This is a genomic window from Rhodomicrobium sp. (assembly GCF_047605405.1).
GTDB classification, from domain to species: domain Bacteria; phylum Pseudomonadota; class Alphaproteobacteria; order Rhizobiales; family Rhodomicrobiaceae; genus Rhodomicrobium; species Rhodomicrobium lacus.
The window spans coordinates 40,427-53,854 of record NZ_JASGFR010000027.1 but is presented as its reverse complement, the minus strand read 5'-3'; the positions used below and the strand labels follow the sequence as shown (position 1 = coordinate 53,854).

The 13,428-nt window shown below is 61.7% G+C and carries 25 protein-coding genes and 1 pseudogene; all 26 read left to right on the top strand.

Annotation, left to right across the window (positions count from 1 at the left end; all coding sequences use genetic code 11):
- A pseudogene (gene tuf / locus QM659_RS11870) lies at positions 1 to 225 on the top strand (elongation factor Tu); the annotation flags it as partial.
- A gap of 64 nt (positions 226 to 289) precedes the next feature.
- Complete coding sequence (gene rpsJ / locus QM659_RS11865; RefSeq protein WP_013420552.1) at positions 290 to 598, top strand: 30S ribosomal protein S10; 309 nt, start codon at positions 290 to 292, stop codon at positions 596 to 598.
- 161 nt (positions 599 to 759) lie between these two features.
- Positions 760 to 1,470 (top strand): 50S ribosomal protein L3, encoded by a 711-nt coding sequence (rplC, locus tag QM659_RS11860; RefSeq protein WP_127078751.1) that lies wholly within the window; start codon positions 760 to 762, stop codon positions 1,468 to 1,470.
- A complete protein-coding gene (gene rplD / locus QM659_RS11855) occupies positions 1,471 to 2,091 on the top strand; it encodes a 50S ribosomal protein L4 (protein WP_127078749.1) in 621 nt (206 codons plus the stop codon).
- Positions 2,088 to 2,381, top strand: a complete 294-nt coding sequence (locus tag QM659_RS11850; RefSeq protein ID WP_127078747.1) for a 50S ribosomal protein L23 — start codon at positions 2,088 to 2,090, stop codon at positions 2,379 to 2,381. The genes rplD and QM659_RS11850 overlap by 4 nt, the downstream gene beginning before the upstream one ends.
- Before the next feature lie 28 nt (positions 2,382 to 2,409).
- Entirely contained in the window at positions 2,410 to 3,243 is an 834-nt protein-coding gene (gene rplB / locus QM659_RS11845; RefSeq protein WP_127078745.1) for a 50S ribosomal protein L2, read from the top strand.
- 8 nt (positions 3,244 to 3,251) lie between these two features.
- Positions 3,252 to 3,530 (top strand): 30S ribosomal protein S19, encoded by a 279-nt coding sequence (gene rpsS / locus QM659_RS11840; RefSeq protein WP_127078742.1) that lies wholly within the window; start codon positions 3,252 to 3,254, stop codon positions 3,528 to 3,530.
- Between the two features lie 2 nt (positions 3,531 to 3,532).
- The gene (rplV, locus tag QM659_RS11835) at positions 3,533 to 3,913 is read left to right on the top strand and encodes a 50S ribosomal protein L22 (RefSeq protein WP_013420558.1); all 381 of its coding nucleotides are present in this window, start codon (positions 3,533 to 3,535) and stop codon (positions 3,911 to 3,913) included.
- Entirely contained in the window at positions 3,913 to 4,677 is a 765-nt protein-coding gene (gene rpsC / locus QM659_RS11830; protein ID WP_127078740.1) for a 30S ribosomal protein S3, read from the top strand. Before rplV ends, rpsC begins: the two co-directional genes overlap by 1 nt.
- A gap of 59 nt (positions 4,678 to 4,736) precedes the next feature.
- A complete protein-coding gene (gene rplP, locus QM659_RS11825; protein ID WP_127078738.1) occupies positions 4,737 to 5,168 on the top strand; it encodes a 50S ribosomal protein L16 in 432 nt (143 codons plus the stop codon).
- A 7-nt stretch (positions 5,169 to 5,175) separates the two neighbouring features.
- On the top strand, positions 5,176 to 5,379 hold the full coding sequence (rpmC, locus tag QM659_RS11820; RefSeq protein ID WP_013420561.1) for a 50S ribosomal protein L29: 204 nt from the start codon (positions 5,176 to 5,178) through the stop codon (positions 5,377 to 5,379).
- Between the two features lie 11 nt (positions 5,380 to 5,390).
- Complete coding sequence (gene rpsQ / locus QM659_RS11815) at positions 5,391 to 5,645, top strand: 30S ribosomal protein S17 (protein WP_127078736.1); 255 nt, start codon at positions 5,391 to 5,393, stop codon at positions 5,643 to 5,645.
- A gap of 49 nt (positions 5,646 to 5,694) precedes the next feature.
- Positions 5,695 to 6,063, top strand: coding sequence for a 50S ribosomal protein L14 (rplN, locus tag QM659_RS11810; protein WP_037232763.1), 369 nt, complete (start codon positions 5,695 to 5,697; stop codon positions 6,061 to 6,063).
- On the top strand, positions 6,063 to 6,389 hold the full coding sequence (gene rplX, locus QM659_RS11805) for a 50S ribosomal protein L24 (protein ID WP_127078734.1): 327 nt from the start codon (positions 6,063 to 6,065) through the stop codon (positions 6,387 to 6,389). Before rplN ends, rplX begins: the two co-directional genes overlap by 1 nt.
- On the top strand, positions 6,382 to 6,954 hold the full coding sequence (gene rplE / locus QM659_RS11800) for a 50S ribosomal protein L5 (protein ID WP_127078732.1): 573 nt from the start codon (positions 6,382 to 6,384) through the stop codon (positions 6,952 to 6,954). The genes rplX and rplE overlap by 8 nt, the downstream gene beginning before the upstream one ends.
- A 17-nt stretch (positions 6,955 to 6,971) precedes the next feature.
- Positions 6,972 to 7,277, top strand: a complete 306-nt coding sequence (rpsN, locus tag QM659_RS11795; protein ID WP_127078730.1) for a 30S ribosomal protein S14 — start codon at positions 6,972 to 6,974, stop codon at positions 7,275 to 7,277.
- A 13-nt stretch (positions 7,278 to 7,290) separates the two neighbouring features.
- Positions 7,291 to 7,689, top strand: a complete 399-nt coding sequence (gene rpsH, locus QM659_RS11790) for a 30S ribosomal protein S8 (protein WP_013420567.1) — start codon at positions 7,291 to 7,293, stop codon at positions 7,687 to 7,689.
- 101 nt (positions 7,690 to 7,790) lie between these two features.
- Positions 7,791 to 8,324, top strand: a complete 534-nt coding sequence (rplF, locus tag QM659_RS11785; protein WP_127078728.1) for a 50S ribosomal protein L6 — start codon at positions 7,791 to 7,793, stop codon at positions 8,322 to 8,324.
- Positions 8,325 to 8,333: 9 nt separating this feature from the next.
- Complete coding sequence (gene rplR, locus QM659_RS11780; protein WP_127078726.1) at positions 8,334 to 8,696, top strand: 50S ribosomal protein L18; 363 nt, start codon at positions 8,334 to 8,336, stop codon at positions 8,694 to 8,696.
- 47 nt (positions 8,697 to 8,743) lie between these two features.
- The gene (gene rpsE / locus QM659_RS11775) at positions 8,744 to 9,325 is read left to right on the top strand and encodes a 30S ribosomal protein S5 (RefSeq protein WP_127078724.1); all 582 of its coding nucleotides are present in this window, start codon (positions 8,744 to 8,746) and stop codon (positions 9,323 to 9,325) included.
- A gap of 11 nt (positions 9,326 to 9,336) precedes the next feature.
- The gene (gene rpmD / locus QM659_RS11770; protein WP_127078722.1) at positions 9,337 to 9,558 is read left to right on the top strand and encodes a 50S ribosomal protein L30; all 222 of its coding nucleotides are present in this window, start codon (positions 9,337 to 9,339) and stop codon (positions 9,556 to 9,558) included.
- A 33-nt stretch (positions 9,559 to 9,591) separates the two neighbouring features.
- Positions 9,592 to 10,143, top strand: coding sequence for a 50S ribosomal protein L15 (rplO, locus tag QM659_RS11765; protein WP_127078720.1), 552 nt, complete (start codon positions 9,592 to 9,594; stop codon positions 10,141 to 10,143).
- A 138-nt stretch (positions 10,144 to 10,281) separates the two neighbouring features.
- A complete protein-coding gene (gene secY, locus QM659_RS11760; protein ID WP_127078718.1) occupies positions 10,282 to 11,604 on the top strand; it encodes a preprotein translocase subunit SecY in 1,323 nt (440 codons plus the stop codon).
- A complete protein-coding gene (locus QM659_RS11755; RefSeq protein WP_415188568.1) occupies positions 11,601 to 12,257 on the top strand; it encodes an adenylate kinase in 657 nt (218 codons plus the stop codon). The genes secY and QM659_RS11755 overlap by 4 nt, the downstream gene beginning before the upstream one ends.
- A 206-nt stretch (positions 12,258 to 12,463) precedes the next feature.
- Entirely contained in the window at positions 12,464 to 12,832 is a 369-nt protein-coding gene (rpsM, locus tag QM659_RS11750; protein WP_127078714.1) for a 30S ribosomal protein S13, read from the top strand.
- Positions 12,833 to 12,922: 90 nt separating this feature from the next.
- Complete coding sequence (gene rpsK / locus QM659_RS11745; RefSeq protein WP_013420576.1) at positions 12,923 to 13,312, top strand: 30S ribosomal protein S11; 390 nt, start codon at positions 12,923 to 12,925, stop codon at positions 13,310 to 13,312.
- Positions 13,313 to 13,428: the final 116 nt, after the last annotated feature.

Genomic DNA, 13,428 nt, shown 5'->3' with positions numbered 1-13,428 from the left:
ACGCCGTTCTTCACCAACTACCGTCCGCAGTTCTACTTCCGCACGACCGACGTGACGGGCGTGGTGAAGCTGCCGGAAGGTACGGAAATGGTCATGCCGGGCGATAACGTCTCGATGGAAGTCGAGCTGATCGTGCCGATCGCCATGGAAGAAAAGCTTCGCTTTGCTATCCGCGAAGGCGGCCGTACAGTCGGCGCCGGCGTGGTTGCCAGCATCATTAAGTAAATAATACGGGGACGACGGAGCGGGCGCTCCAAAAACGGAGCGCCTCTTCTATTGGGAGTTTGATATGGCAGGCCAAACCATTCGCATCCGGCTGAAGGCGTTCGACCACCGCGTGCTCGACGCCTCCACGAAGGAGATTGTCAATACCGCGAAGCGGACGGGCGCGGATGTGCACGGGCCGATCCCGCTCCCGACACGCATCGAGCGGTACACGGTGAACCGCTCGCCGCACATCGACAAGAAGAGCCGCGAGCAGTTCGAAATGCGCACCCACAAGCGCCTGATCGACATCGTCGATCCGACTCCGCAGACGGTTGATGCGCTCATGAAGCTCGACCTCGCGGCGGGCGTGGATGTTGAGATCAAGCTTTAGCGCGTGTCGCTGAAGGTTTTATGACGCTGCGCCCCGTTTGCGGGGAATTCGGGCCGGGCCCGCGCGGCACGTTGGATGCGCCGGCCGCAGGAGCGGATGGCGGGAGTTGAACAAAGGATTCAGCCGCTTTCGATAGCGGCGAAGGAAACTGAGGCAGACCGATGCGATCGGGATTGTTGGCACAGAAGGTTGGCATGACGCGAATCTTCACCGAAGCGGGCGAGCATGTGCCCGTAACGGTGTTGAAGCTCGATCAATGCCAGGTGATCGCGCACCGGACGCAGGAAGCGAACGGTTACACGGCGATTCAGGTCGGCGCGGGGTCGCGGAAGGTCAAGAACGTGACGCGCGCAGAGCGCGGCCATTTCGCAAAGGCTCAGGTTGAGCCGAAGGCGAAGGTGGTCGAGTTCCGCGTGACGCCGGAAAATGTCATCGAGATCGGCGCTGAGCTGACCGCAGACCATTTTCTGGAAGGTCAGTTCGTCGACGTGATCGGCACGAGCATCGGCAAGGGCTTCGCGGGCGCCATGAAGCGCTGGAACTTCGGCGGCTTGCGCGCGACTCACGGTGTTTCGATCTCGCACCGCTCTCATGGTTCTACCGGTAACCGTCAGGATCCGGGCAAGACCTTCGCGGGCAAGAAGATGGCCGGCCACATGGGCGTCGACCGCGTCACCACGCAAAATCTGCAGGTGGTGAAGACGGACGTCGAGCGCGGCCTTCTGCTCATCCGCGGCGCCGTTCCCGGCGCAAAGGGCGGCTGGGTTCTCGTGAAGGACGCCGTGAAGAAGCCTCTTCCGAAGGACGCCCCCAAGCCGGGTGCGTTCCGCAAAGCCAACAACGACACCGCGGCTGCGGGAGCGGGGGCATAAATGAAGGCGGAAGTCATCACCCTTGACGCTTCCAATGCGGGAAGCGTGGAATTGGACGACGCAGTGTTTGCGCTGGAGCCTCGCGCGGACATCCTGCAACGCATGGTCCGTTATCAGCTGTCGAAGCGCCAGGCCGGTACGCACAAGGCCAAGGCGCGCAGCGAAGTGAACGGTCCGAACAAGAAGATCTACAAGCAGAAGGGCACCGGTCAGGCCCGTCACGGCAACGACAAGCCGCCGCAGTTCCGCGGTGGCGGTCGCTCCGCAGGCCCGGTTCCGCGCAGCCATGCGCACGATCTGCCGAAAAAGGTCCGCGCGCTCGCTCTGAAGCACGCGCTCTCGACCAAGGCGAAGGCGGATGCGCTCGTCGTCCTCGACAAGGCGGAAGTAGCCGAGCCGAAGACCGCGCAGCTTCGCGGCAAGTTCGCCGGTCTTGGCCTGTCGAACGCGCTCATCATCGATGGCGCCGCGCTGCAGGACAATTTCGCGCTCGCCGCGCGCAACATCCCGAACGTGGATGTGCTGCCGGTTCAGGGCATCAACGTGTACGACATTTTGCGTCGGGATAAGCTCGTGCTGACCCGCGCGGCGCTCGAAGCGCTGGAGGAGCGGTTCAAATGAGGGAAGAAGAACTCTACGACGTGATCCGCTCGCCGATCATCACCGAGAAGTCCACGCTGGTTTCCGAAAACAATCAGGTGGTGTTCAAGGTAGCGATCGACGCGACGAAGCCGGACATCAAGGAGGCCATCGAGCGCCTCTTCAATGTCAACGTCGTTGCCGTCAACACCCTGATCCGCAAGGGCAAGGTGAAGCGGTTCAAGGGCGTCAAGGGCCAGCAGAGCGATTTCAAGAAAGCGATCGTGACCCTGAAAGAGGGCCAATCGATCGACATTACGACAACGCTGTAAGGCAGACTTCGGTAAGGGCGCATTCGCCATGGCATTAAAGACATTCAACCCCATAACGCCGGGTCTTCGCCAGCTCGTCCTGGTCGACCGTTCCCAGCTGTGGAAGGGCAAGCCGGTGAAGGCGCTGACCGAGGGGCGCGCCGAGAGCGCCGGTCGGAACGTGCACGGTCGCATCACTTCGCGGCGTCGCGGCGGCGGCCACAAGCGTAATTATCGCATCGTGGACTTCAAGCGGCGCAAGTTCGACGTCGTCGCGACGGTCGAGCGGCTCGAATACGACCCGAACCGCACGGCGTTCATCGCGCTGATCAAGTACGAAGACGGCGAGCTGGCCTACATCCTGGCCCCGCAGCGCCTGAACGTCGGCGACAAGGTCGTTTCCGGCAAGAAGGTCGACGTGAAGCCGGGCAACGCGATGCCGCTGGCCAACATGCCGATCGGCACGATCATCCACAATGTCGAGCTGAAGCTCGGCAAGGGTGGCCAGATCGCGCGCTCCGCCGGGTGCTACGCTCAGCTCGTCGGCCGCGACCAGGGTATGGCTATCCTTCGCCTCAACTCCGGCGAGATGCGCATGGTTCAGGCGGATTGCATGGCGACCGTCGGTGCCGTCTCGAACCCCGACAATTCGAACCAGAATTTGGGCAAGGCGGGCCGCAACCGCTGGCTCGGCAAGCGCCCGAGCGTTCGCGGTGTCGCCATGAACCCGATCGACCATCCGCACGGCGGTGGTGAAGGCCGCACCTCCGGTGGCCGTCATCCCGTCACCCCGTGGGGCAAGGGCACCAAGGGCAATCGTACCCGTAAGAACATTCGCACGGATAAGTTTATCGTCCGCGCCCGCCACGTGAAGAAGAAGTAGAGGCCGCGATGACACGCTCAGTCTGGAAAGGGCCGTTTGTCGACGGCTATGTGATCGCCAAGGCGGATGCCGCCCGCGATAAGAAATCCAACGCGCCGATCAAGATCTGGAGCCGGCGTTCGACGATCCTGCCGCAGTTTGTCGGCCTGACCTTCGCCGTTCACAATGGCCAGAAGCATATCCCGGTGCTCGTCTCCGAGGACATGGTCGGCCACAAGTTCGGCGAGTTCGCGCCCACGCGCACCTATTACGGCCACTCCGCCGACAAGAAGGCGAAGAAGAGGTAGCCATGTCGAAACCGAAAACAGAGCGGCGGATCAAGGATAACGAGGCCCAGGCGGTCGCGCGTTCGCTTCGCGTGAGCCCGCAGAAGCTGAACCTCGTCGCCCAACTCATTCGCGGCAAGAAGGTGGACAAGGCTCTCGCAGACCTCACCTTCTCGCGCAAGCGCATCGCGCAGGACGTGAAGAAGACGCTTCAGTCGGCCATCGCGAATGCTGAGAACAACCACAATCTCGACGTCGATCAGCTCATCGTCGCCGAAGCCTATGTGGGCAAGAACCTCGTGCTGAAGCGCTTTCATGCCCGCGCCCGCGGCCGCATGGGGCGCATCGAGAAGCCGTTTTCGCAACTCACCGTGGTTGTGAGAGAAGTTCAGGAGCAGGCCTAATGGGGCAGAAAGTCAACCCGATCGGGCTGCGGCTCGGCATTAACCGCACCTGGGACAGCCGGTGGTATGCGGACAAGGGCGAATACGGCAAGCTTCTGCATGAAGACTTCCGAATCCGCGAGTTCATCATGAAGCAGCGCCGTCAGGCGGGCATTTCGAAGGTCGTCATCGAGCGGCCGCACAAGAAGTGCCGCGTTACGGTGCACACCGCTCGCCCGGGCATCCTGATCGGCAAGAAGGGCGCGGATATCGAGAAGCTTCGCGGCCAGCTTGCGAAGTTCACCACGTCCGAGGTGTATCTGAACATCGTCGAAGTTCGGAAGCCCGAGCTTGACGCGACGCTCGCTGCGGAGGGTATCGCCCAGCAGCTCGAACGCCGCGTTGCGTTCCGCCGCGCCATGAAGCGCGCGACGCAGTCGGCGCTTCGCCTCGGCGCTCAAGGCGTGCGCATCTACGTTTCGGGCCGTCTCGGCGGCGCTGAAATCGCGCGTATGGAATGGTATCTCGACGGTCGCGTTCCGCTGCATACGCTGCGCGCCGACATCGACTACGGTACGGCCGTTGCAGAGACCGCTTATGGCGTGATCGGCGTGAAGGTCTGGATCTTCAAGGGCGAGATCCTTGAGCATGATCCGATGGCTCAGGAGCGTCGGTCCATGGAAAGCCAGGAGAGCGGCGGTCCGGGCGGCGGGCGTCCGGAAGGGCGCGGACCGCGTCGTGACCGCGGTGATCGGGAACGCGGCGGACGCGATCGCGACCGCTAAACGGAAAAGACATAAGACCCGCAGCCTTGTTGGCGCGGCTTTGGATCATGGTGTGAGCGATGCTGCAACCGAAGAAAACAAAGTTCAGGAAGGCTTTCAAAGGCCGGATGAATGGCAATGCCAAAGGCGGCACCTCGCTTAACTTTGGCAGCTACGGCCTGAAGGCTCTGGAACCGGAACGCGTGACGGCACGGCAGATCGAGGCGGCTCGCCGCGCGATCACCCGCCAGATGAAGCGCGCGGGGCGTGTCTGGATCCGCGTGTTCCCGGACCTGCCGGTTTCTAAGAAGCCGACCGAAGTTCGTATGGGTAAGGGCAAGGGCTCGCCGGAATTCTGGGCGGCGCGCGTCAAGCCGGGCAAGATCATGTTCGAGATCGATGGTGTCGGCGAGGAAACCGCTCGCGAGGCTCTGCGTCTCGGCGCGGCGAAGCTGCCGATCCGCACCCGCGTGGTTGTGCGTCTCGGCGAAATCGCGGCTGTGAAGGAATAAGGCGGCCATGAAACTCGAAGACATTCGCAAATTCACGCTGGACCAGCTTGAAGACGAACTCATCAAGCTCAAGCGCGAGCAGTTCAACCTTCGCTTTCAGAAGGCGTCGTCGCAGTTGAACAACACGGCGCGCGTCAGAGACGTCCGGCGCACCATTGCGCGAATCAAGACGGTCGAGCGCGAGAAGCGCGTCGCCGAAGCGCAAAGTTAAGGAAGAAGAAAATGCCGAAGCGCGTTTTGCAGGGTGTGGTGGTCTCGGACAAGAACGACAAGACCGTTGTCGTGCAGGTCGAGCGCCGTCTAACGCACCCGGTTCTGAAGAAGACAGTGCGCCTGACGAAGAAGTATCACGCGCATGACGAGAACAACACCTTCCATGAGGGCGACGTGGTTCGCATTCAGGAAAGTGCTCCGATTTCGAAGAACAAGCGGTGGGTCGTCCTCGATCCGGCGACATCCGGGCCATCGTCTGAGTGATTGAACGCGGGGCAGGCCAAGAGCTTCCTCGTCTGAAAGGTGAACTGCAATGATACAGATGCAAACTAATCTGGATGTCGCCGACAACAGCGGCGCGCGCCGGGTCATGTGCATCAAGGTGCTCGGCGGCTCGATGCGTCGGACAGCCACGATCGGCGACGTCATCGTCGTCAGCGTGAAGGAAGCCATCCCGAAGGGCCGCGTGAAAAAGGGCCAGGTGATGAAGGCGGTGATCGTGCGCACGTCGTTTCCGGTGCGCCGTCCCGACGGCAGCGTGATCCGTTTCGACTCGAACGCGGCCGTTCTCATCAACAATCAGCGCGAGCCGATTGGTACGCGCATCTTCGGACCGGTGCCGCGCGAACTCCGCGCCAAGCAGCATATGAAAATCATCTCGCTTGCGCCTGAGGTGCTGTAATGACGCAGCCTAAGCTGAAAATCAAAAAGGGCGACAAGGTCGTCGTTCTGGCCGGGCGCGACAAGGGCAAGCGCGGCGAGGTCGTGAAGGTTTTCCCGACCGAAAATCGCGCCGTCGTCCAGGGCGTGAACGTCGTGCAGCGTCACCAGAAGCAGTCGGCAGCGCAGGAAGGCGGTATCGTCGCCAAGGAAGCGCCGATCCACATCTCGAATATCGCGCTGGAAGATCCGAAGGACGGATCGGCTACGCGCGTCGGTTTCAAAATCCTGGAAGACGGGCGCAAGGTGCGAGTTGCCAAGCGCTCGGGCGAGACGATCGATGACTAAGCAAGCGGAAGCCACGAACGGGTACGTGCCCCGGCTCAAGACACGCTACGTCGAGGTCGCGCGTCCGGCCCTGATGGAACAGTTCAAGTACTCCAACCCGATGCGGGTTCCGGAGATTACCAAGGTCGTGCTCAACATGGGCATCGGCGAGGCGACGGCAGACCGCAAGAAGGTCGAGCAGGCGCTGCGCGACATGACGCTTATCGCGGGCCAGAAGCCGGTGATGACCAAGTCGCGCAAGTCCATTGCGGGCTTCAAGCTGCGCGAAAACATGGCGATCGGCGTCAAGGTGACGCTTCGCAAGGCGCGCATGTACGAGTTCCTCGACAGGCTCGTCACCATCGCGCTGCCCCGCGTCAAGGACTTTCGCGGTCTGAATGCGAAGAGCTTCGACGGGCGCGGCAACTATGCGCTTGGCGTCAAGGAGCACATCATTTTCCCGGAAATCGACTACGACAAGGTCGAGCAGATCTGGGGCATGGACATCATCGTGTGCACCACGGCCGAGACGGACGACGAGGCTCGCGCACTCCTGAAACAATTCAACTTCCCGTTCCGGCAGTAGGGCGAGGGAGGAGCACTATGGCTAAGACAGGCATGATCGAGCGCAACAACAAGCGTCGGCGCATAGCAGCGCGCGATGCTGAGAAGCGCTTGGAGCTGAAGGCGATTGCGAACGACAAGAATCTGCCGATCGAGGAGCGCTTCGCGGCCCGCCTCAAGCTTGCGCAGCTTCCGCGGAACGGTTCGCCGACCCGCATCCGCAATCGCTGCGAGGTGACGGGACGTCCGCGCGGTTTCTACCGCAAGCTGAAGATGTCGCGTATTTCGCTGCGTGAACTGGGCAATCAGGGACTTATCCCCGGTTTGGTGAAGTCGAGCTGGTAGGGATCACAGAGCAATGACGGTTTCCGATCCACTGGGCGATATGCTGACGCGGATTCGCAATGCGCAGATGCGTAGCAGGCCCAAAGTCTCGACCCCTGCGTCGAAGCTGCGCGCGCGCGTCCTCGACGTTCTTCGGGAAGAAGGCTATATCCGCGGCTACGCCGAAATCGAGTACGGCGGTGGCAAGACAGAATTCGAGATCGAGCTGAAATATTATGATGGCGCTCCCGTCATTCGTGATATCAAGCGCGTTTCGACCCCTGGCCGCCGCGTCTATTCGAGCGTGCAGGATTTGCCGACCATCGCGAATGGTCTCGGCGTTGCGATCCTCTCCACACCGAAAGGCGTGATGTCGGATACGCGAGCCCGGGCCGAGAATGTCGGCGGCGAAATTTTGTGCAGCGTGTTCTAAGCGAAGGCTGGAGCACGACAGCGAAGTTTTCTGAACGGCCGGCGAGACCCTGATAGGCGGTCTTGGCCGGAGCAGCAGGAAGAAGAAGAAGGTTTTGGACGATGTCCCGAATTGGCAAGAAGCCGGTCCCCGTCCCGAAGAACGTGACGGCGACGGTTGAAGGACAGACAGTGACGGTGAAGGGGCCGAAAGGTCAGCTTTCGCTCACGCTCGTCGATGACGTCGAGGTGAAGCTGGAAGACGGTGCTATTTCCGTCAAGCCCAGAACCGACTCCAAGCGTGCCCGCTCTATGTGGGGCATGTCGCGCTCGCTCGTGGAAAACCTCGTGGTCGGCACGACGAATGGTTTCACCCGTACGCTCGAAATCACGGGCGTCGGTTATCGTGCCGCGCTTGACGGCAAGGCGCTGAAGCTTCAGCTCGGCTACAGCCACGATGTGCTGTATCCCGTGCCGGAGGGCATCAGCATCGCCGTCCCGAAGCCGACCGAGATTACCATCACCGGCATCGAGAAAGACAAGGTCGGCCAGGTAGCGGCTGAAATTCGCGGTTTCCGCGGTCCCGAGCCTTACAAGGGCAAGGGCGTTCGCTATCAGGGCGAGTACATTCAGCGCAAAGAAGGCAAGAAGAAGTAGGGACGAACGATGGCCTCTCCGCTCTCCAGTTACGATCGCCGCAAGGCTCGCGTTCGTCGCAGCCTGCGCCGGGCGCAGGGCGACCGTCCTCGCCTGTCCGTGTTCCGTTCGTCGAAGAATATCTACGCTCAGATCATCGACGACACCAAGGGGCACACACTTGCTTCGGCTTCGAGCCTCGACGCCGAGTTCAAGAGCAGCCTGTCGAAAGGCACCGATGTCGCCGCGGCTGCGGCCGTTGGCAAGCTCGTCGCCGAACGCGCGATCAAGGCCGGCATCAAGGATGTCGTCTTCGATCGCGGCGGCTACATGTATCACGGCCGCGTAAAGGCGCTCGCAGACGCCGCTCGCGAAGCTGGGTTGAACTTCTAATATACGCCTCGGGCCTTCCGGTCTGAGACAAATGAAAGGGTACGCTCGTGGCTCGTGATCCACGTGAAAGAGGCAAGGAACGGGACCGCGATGATCGCGACAGCGAATTCGTGGACAAGCTCGTTCATATCAACCGCGTCGCCAAGGTGGTGAAGGGCGGTCGTCGCTTCGGTTTTGCAGCACTCGTCGTCGTCGGCGACCAGAAGGGCCGGGTCGGCTTCGGGCATGGCAAGGCGCGCGAAGTGCCGGATGCCATCAAGAAGGCGACCGACTCCGCGAAGCGCAACCTCATCCGCGTTCCGTTGCGCGAAGGCCGCACGTTGCATCACGACGTGCACGGTCATCACGGCGCGGGCAAGGTGTTCCTCCGCGCGGCGCCTCCCGGCACCGGCATCATCGCGGGCGGCCCGATGCGCGCCGTCTTCGAGACGCTCGGCGTGCAGGACGTCGTGGCGAAGTCGATCGGCACTTCGAACCCGTACAACATGGTTCGCGCGACGTTCGATGCGCTGAAGCATGAAGACAGCCCGCGCGGTGTCGCGGCGCGTCGCGGCAAGAAGGTGAGCGAGATCGTCACCCGTCGTCGTGACGGCGCGGAAGGCCAGGCCTCCGCTCAGGCTGAGGCGTAAGGGAGGCGATCATGGCGGAAGCGAAGAAGACGCTCACCATCGAGCAGATCGGCAGCCCGATCCGCAGGCCGTTCGACCAGCGCGAGACGCTGGTGGGCCTCGGCCTGAACAAGATGCACCGCCGCAAGGTCGTGGCCGATAATCCGGCCATCCGCGGCATGATCAACAAGGTTTCGCATCTCGTGCGCATCGTTGAAGAAAACGGTGTGCCGGTGGACGCAAAAAAGCGATAAGGGAAGCGCAACGCGCCGACCGGAGACGGAATTATGAAGCTGAACGAGTTGAGAGATAATCCTGGCGCCACGAAGGACCGCATCCGCGTCGGTCGCGGCATCGGCTCCGGCAAGGGCAAGACGGGCGGCCGCGGCGTCAAGGGTCAGAAGGCGCGCTCGGGCGTGGCCATCAAGGGCTTTGAAGGCGGCCAGATGCCCATCCACATGCGTCTGCCGAAGCGGGGCTTCAACAACCCGTTCCGCCTCGAATTCGCGCACATCAACCTCGACCGCGTTCAGGAAGCCATCGACGCCGGGAAGCTCGATGCCTCGAAGGTGATCGACGCCGAGGCACTCGTCCAGAGCGGCGCGCTTCGTCGCGAGCGCGATGGCGTTCGGCTTCTTGCGCGCGGTGAAGTGAAGTCGAAGCTGACCTTCAAGGTCGCCAAGGCTTCCGAAGCGGCGGTGAAGGCGGTCGAAGCTGCGGGCGGATCGGTGGAAATCACCCTGCCGCGCGAGGATCGTCTCGCCGGTGACGGCAAGCGTGCCGTGCGTCGCCGCGAGGCGCTGGCCAAGCGCGAAGCCCGCGCTCCCAAGGCAGACTGATTTGGCCGCGCTACGTTCCACGACACCGGATCGTTCGCACGGCTCTGTGAGCTTAAACAGTGACGAATTAACGAGCTAAACTCGCGCAGACGCTCCGGGCGCCCCCGCGCCCCAAGCGCCGCAACCGGAGTCGCAGTCATGGTTTCCGCAGCGGAACAACTCGCCGCTAACCTCAAATTTTCGACGTTTGCAAAGGCCGGTGAACTCAAGCAGCGGCTTTTGTTCACGCTCGGCGCCCTGCTGATCTATCGGCTCGGCACGTTCATTCCGCTGCCCGGTATCGACACAGCGCTTCTTGCGAAACTGTTCGAAAGCGCCCCGAACACCGTCTTCGGGATGCTGAACGTGTTTTCGGGCGGCGCTCTTTCCCGTTCCGCGATCTTCCTCCTGAACATCATGCCGTACATCACGGCATCGATTATCATTCAGCTGCTGACGTCGGTTATTCCGACGCTTGAAGCGCTGAAGAAGGAAGGCGAGTCCGGCCGCAAGCAGATCAACCAGTATACGCGATACCTTACGGTCGTAATTGCGACGGTACAGGCGACGCTGACCGCGCAGGGGCTCAACAGCTCGGCGCTCGAACCCGGCTGGTTCTTCCAGTTGACGACCGTCGTTTCGCTCGTCGGCGGCACGATGTTCCTCGTGTGGCTCGGCGAACAGATTACGGCGCGTGGCATCGGCAATGGTGCGTCGCTGATCATCTTCGCCGGTATCGTGGCCGAAATGCCCACGGCGCTCTATCGCATCCTCGAACAGGGCCGCAGCGGCGTGCTTTCACCGGCGGTCATCCTCGGGCTGTTCGTCATGATGGTCGCGGTCATTACGGTCGTCGTCTTCTTCGAACGGGCGCAGCGTCGGCTGACGATCCAGTATCCGAAGCGGCAAGTCGGCAACCGCATGTTCCAGGGCGACAGCTCGCATCTGCCGCTGAAGCTGAATGCATCCGGCGTGATCCCGCCCATCTTCGCGTCCACGCTGCTTTATCTGCCCGCGACGATCGAGCAGATCGTCGGAAAGTCCTCCGAGACGCTGAACCAGGTGCTTACCTTGTTCGGGCCGGGGCAGCCTTTGCACATCCTGTTCTATGTGGCTTTGATCGTCTTCTTCTGCTTCTTCTACACGCCGATCGTCATCAATCCGAAGGATACGGCCGAAAACCTCAAGAAGTATGGCGGGTTCATCCCCGGCATCCGTCCGGGCCAGCGAACGGCGGAATACATCGACTATGTGATGACTCGCATCACGCTCGTCGGCGCTGCCTATGTCTCGGCGGTGTGCATCCTGCCTGAAATCCTGTCCTATCAGATGCAGGCGCCCTTCTACTTTGGCGGCACTTCGCTTCTCATCGTTGTCAGTGTTACGATGGATACGGTTGCGCAGGTGCAGAGCCATCTGCTGGCACATCAATACGAGGGCCTCATCAAGAAGGCGAAGCTTAGGGGAGCGAAACGTCGATGAACATCATTTTGCTTGGCCCTCCCGGTTCCGGCAAAGGCACGCAGTCGAAGTATCTGGAAGATAATTTCGGCCTCAAGCAGCTGTCGTCGGGAGACATGCTTCGGGCGGCCGTGGCGAACGGCACCGAAGTCGGCAAGCTGGCGAAATCCTATATGGAGAGCGGCCAGCTCGTGCCGGACGAGGTCGTGATGGGCGTCGTCTTCGAGACACTTGAGAATTTCCCCGCCGACAAGCCGGGCTTCATTCTCGACGGTTTCCCACGGACGAATCAGCAGGCCGAGGAACTCGACGCGTTTCTCACGAAGCACGGCAAGACCATCGGCGCCGTGATCCTTGTGGATGTGCCGGACGACCTGCTCGTCAAGCGCATCGCGGGGCGCTTCACCTGCGGGAGCTGCGGCGAGGTCTACAACGACTTCTTTCGTCTGCCGAAGGCCGAGAACACCTGCGACCGTTGCGGCGGCACGGCGTTCAAGCGGCGCTCTGACGACAAGCCGGAAACGGTGAAGGAGCGTCTTGAGGTCTACCACACCCAGACGAAGCCGCTGGTCGACTTCTACAAGGCGCAGGGAAAGCTCAAGACGGTGAATGGCGACGCGCCCATCGAAACGGTGACGCGTCAGATGAATGACATCCTGGGGGCGGCGGGCTGATGCCTTCGCGCATCAATTCGGGGCGCAAGATCGTTCGCAGACTTTCTTGCGCATTCGCGTCTGGACTTATTAGCAAAGGGTGACTATATTGGCGCCCTTGGCTCATGATCTGCGGTGGTCTGGAGGTTTTTGCCTCACAGGCGCCGTTGTCTTATTTTCGGTATGAGCGGACACCCGCTCGAACTTAGCAACACGACGAGGACCACGTGGCACGTATCGCGGGTGTGAACATCCCTTCCAATAAGCGCGTTGAAATCGGCCTTCGCTACATCCATGGCATCGGCCCGAAATTCGCGAAGGAAATCTGTGACAAGGTCAGCATCCCGGTGGAACGCCGGGTCAACGAGCTGAGCGACGCGGAGATCCTGCAAATCCGTGAGGTCATCGACCGCGATTACGTCGTCGAGGGCGATCTGCGTCGCGAAGTTGCGATGAACATCAAGCGGCTGATGGATTTGGGCTGCTATCGCGGCCTTCGGCATCGTCGCGGCCTGCCGGTGCGCGGTCAGCGGACGCATACGAACGCGCGCACGCGGAAAGGTCCGGCCAAGCCCATCGCCGGTAAAAAGAAGTAAGGGCTGGCTTTGAAGGTGGCGCGGTCCGCGCTCGGCGTCTCGCCGGATCTGTGGATCGCGCTGTAGCTTCGATTTTTTGGGACTGGGACGATGGCGAAGGAAAAAGCGCGCGTCAAACGCCGCGAGAAGAAAAATATTGCATCGGGCGTTGCGCATGTGAATGCGAGCTTCAACAACACGATGATCACGATCACGGACGCGCAAGGCAATGCGATTTCGTGGTCTTCGTCGGGCGCGATGGGATTCAAGGGTTCGCGCAAGTCGACGCCCTACGCAGCGCAGGTGGCCGCCGAAGACGCGGGCCGCAAGGCTCAGGAACACGGCATGCGTACCATCGAGATCGAGGTCAGCGGCCCCGGTTCGGGACGTGAGTCGGCCCTTCGCGCGCTCCAGGCTTGCGGGTTCCAGGTGACGTCGATCCGCGACGTGACGCCGATCCCGCACAACGGGTGCCGCCCGCGCAAGCGTCGCCGCGTATAAAGATCGCCGTTCCGGTCATCCGGGCAGGGCGACCGTTATTTTCGATTTCCGTCGCGCCGCCGCTTCGGCGGGCGCGACGCGAGGCTAGGGCAGGTCTCGCCTGAGTTGAGCGGGCG

What these genes read in the sequence shown, in the direction of transcription:
- rpsJ (WP_013420552.1), top strand. Translation starts at nt 290, where the DNA reads ATGGCAGGCCAAACCATTCGCATCCGGCTGAAGGCGTTCGACCACCGC.
- rplC (WP_127078751.1), top strand. Translation starts at nt 760, where the DNA reads ATGCGATCGGGATTGTTGGCACAGAAGGTTGGCATGACGCGAATCTTC.
- rplD (WP_127078749.1), top strand. Translation starts at nt 1,471, where the DNA reads ATGAAGGCGGAAGTCATCACCCTTGACGCTTCCAATGCGGGAAGCGTG.
- QM659_RS11850 (WP_127078747.1), top strand. Translation starts at nt 2,088, where the DNA reads ATGAGGGAAGAAGAACTCTACGACGTGATCCGCTCGCCGATCATCACC.
- rplB (WP_127078745.1), top strand. Translation starts at nt 2,410, where the DNA reads ATGGCATTAAAGACATTCAACCCCATAACGCCGGGTCTTCGCCAGCTC.
- rpsS (WP_127078742.1), top strand. Translation starts at nt 3,252, where the DNA reads ATGACACGCTCAGTCTGGAAAGGGCCGTTTGTCGACGGCTATGTGATC.
- rplV (WP_013420558.1), top strand. Translation starts at nt 3,533, where the DNA reads ATGTCGAAACCGAAAACAGAGCGGCGGATCAAGGATAACGAGGCCCAG.
- rpsC (WP_127078740.1), top strand. Translation starts at nt 3,913, where the DNA reads ATGGGGCAGAAAGTCAACCCGATCGGGCTGCGGCTCGGCATTAACCGC.
- rplP (WP_127078738.1), top strand. Translation starts at nt 4,737, where the DNA reads ATGCTGCAACCGAAGAAAACAAAGTTCAGGAAGGCTTTCAAAGGCCGG.
- rpmC (WP_013420561.1), top strand. Translation starts at nt 5,176, where the DNA reads ATGAAACTCGAAGACATTCGCAAATTCACGCTGGACCAGCTTGAAGAC.
- rpsQ (WP_127078736.1), top strand. Translation starts at nt 5,391, where the DNA reads ATGCCGAAGCGCGTTTTGCAGGGTGTGGTGGTCTCGGACAAGAACGAC.
- rplN (WP_037232763.1), top strand. Translation starts at nt 5,695, where the DNA reads ATGATACAGATGCAAACTAATCTGGATGTCGCCGACAACAGCGGCGCG.
- rplX (WP_127078734.1), top strand. Translation starts at nt 6,063, where the DNA reads ATGACGCAGCCTAAGCTGAAAATCAAAAAGGGCGACAAGGTCGTCGTT.
- rplE (WP_127078732.1), top strand. Translation starts at nt 6,382, where the DNA reads ATGACTAAGCAAGCGGAAGCCACGAACGGGTACGTGCCCCGGCTCAAG.
- rpsN (WP_127078730.1), top strand. Translation starts at nt 6,972, where the DNA reads ATGGCTAAGACAGGCATGATCGAGCGCAACAACAAGCGTCGGCGCATA.
- rpsH (WP_013420567.1), top strand. Translation starts at nt 7,291, where the DNA reads ATGACGGTTTCCGATCCACTGGGCGATATGCTGACGCGGATTCGCAAT.
- rplF (WP_127078728.1), top strand. Translation starts at nt 7,791, where the DNA reads ATGTCCCGAATTGGCAAGAAGCCGGTCCCCGTCCCGAAGAACGTGACG.
- rplR (WP_127078726.1), top strand. Translation starts at nt 8,334, where the DNA reads ATGGCCTCTCCGCTCTCCAGTTACGATCGCCGCAAGGCTCGCGTTCGT.
- rpmD (WP_127078722.1), top strand. Translation starts at nt 9,337, where the DNA reads ATGGCGGAAGCGAAGAAGACGCTCACCATCGAGCAGATCGGCAGCCCG.
- rplO (WP_127078720.1), top strand. Translation starts at nt 9,592, where the DNA reads ATGAAGCTGAACGAGTTGAGAGATAATCCTGGCGCCACGAAGGACCGC.
- secY (WP_127078718.1), top strand. Translation starts at nt 10,282, where the DNA reads ATGGTTTCCGCAGCGGAACAACTCGCCGCTAACCTCAAATTTTCGACG.
- QM659_RS11755 (WP_415188568.1), top strand. Translation starts at nt 11,601, where the DNA reads ATGAACATCATTTTGCTTGGCCCTCCCGGTTCCGGCAAAGGCACGCAG.
- rpsK (WP_013420576.1), top strand. Translation starts at nt 12,923, where the DNA reads ATGGCGAAGGAAAAAGCGCGCGTCAAACGCCGCGAGAAGAAAAATATT.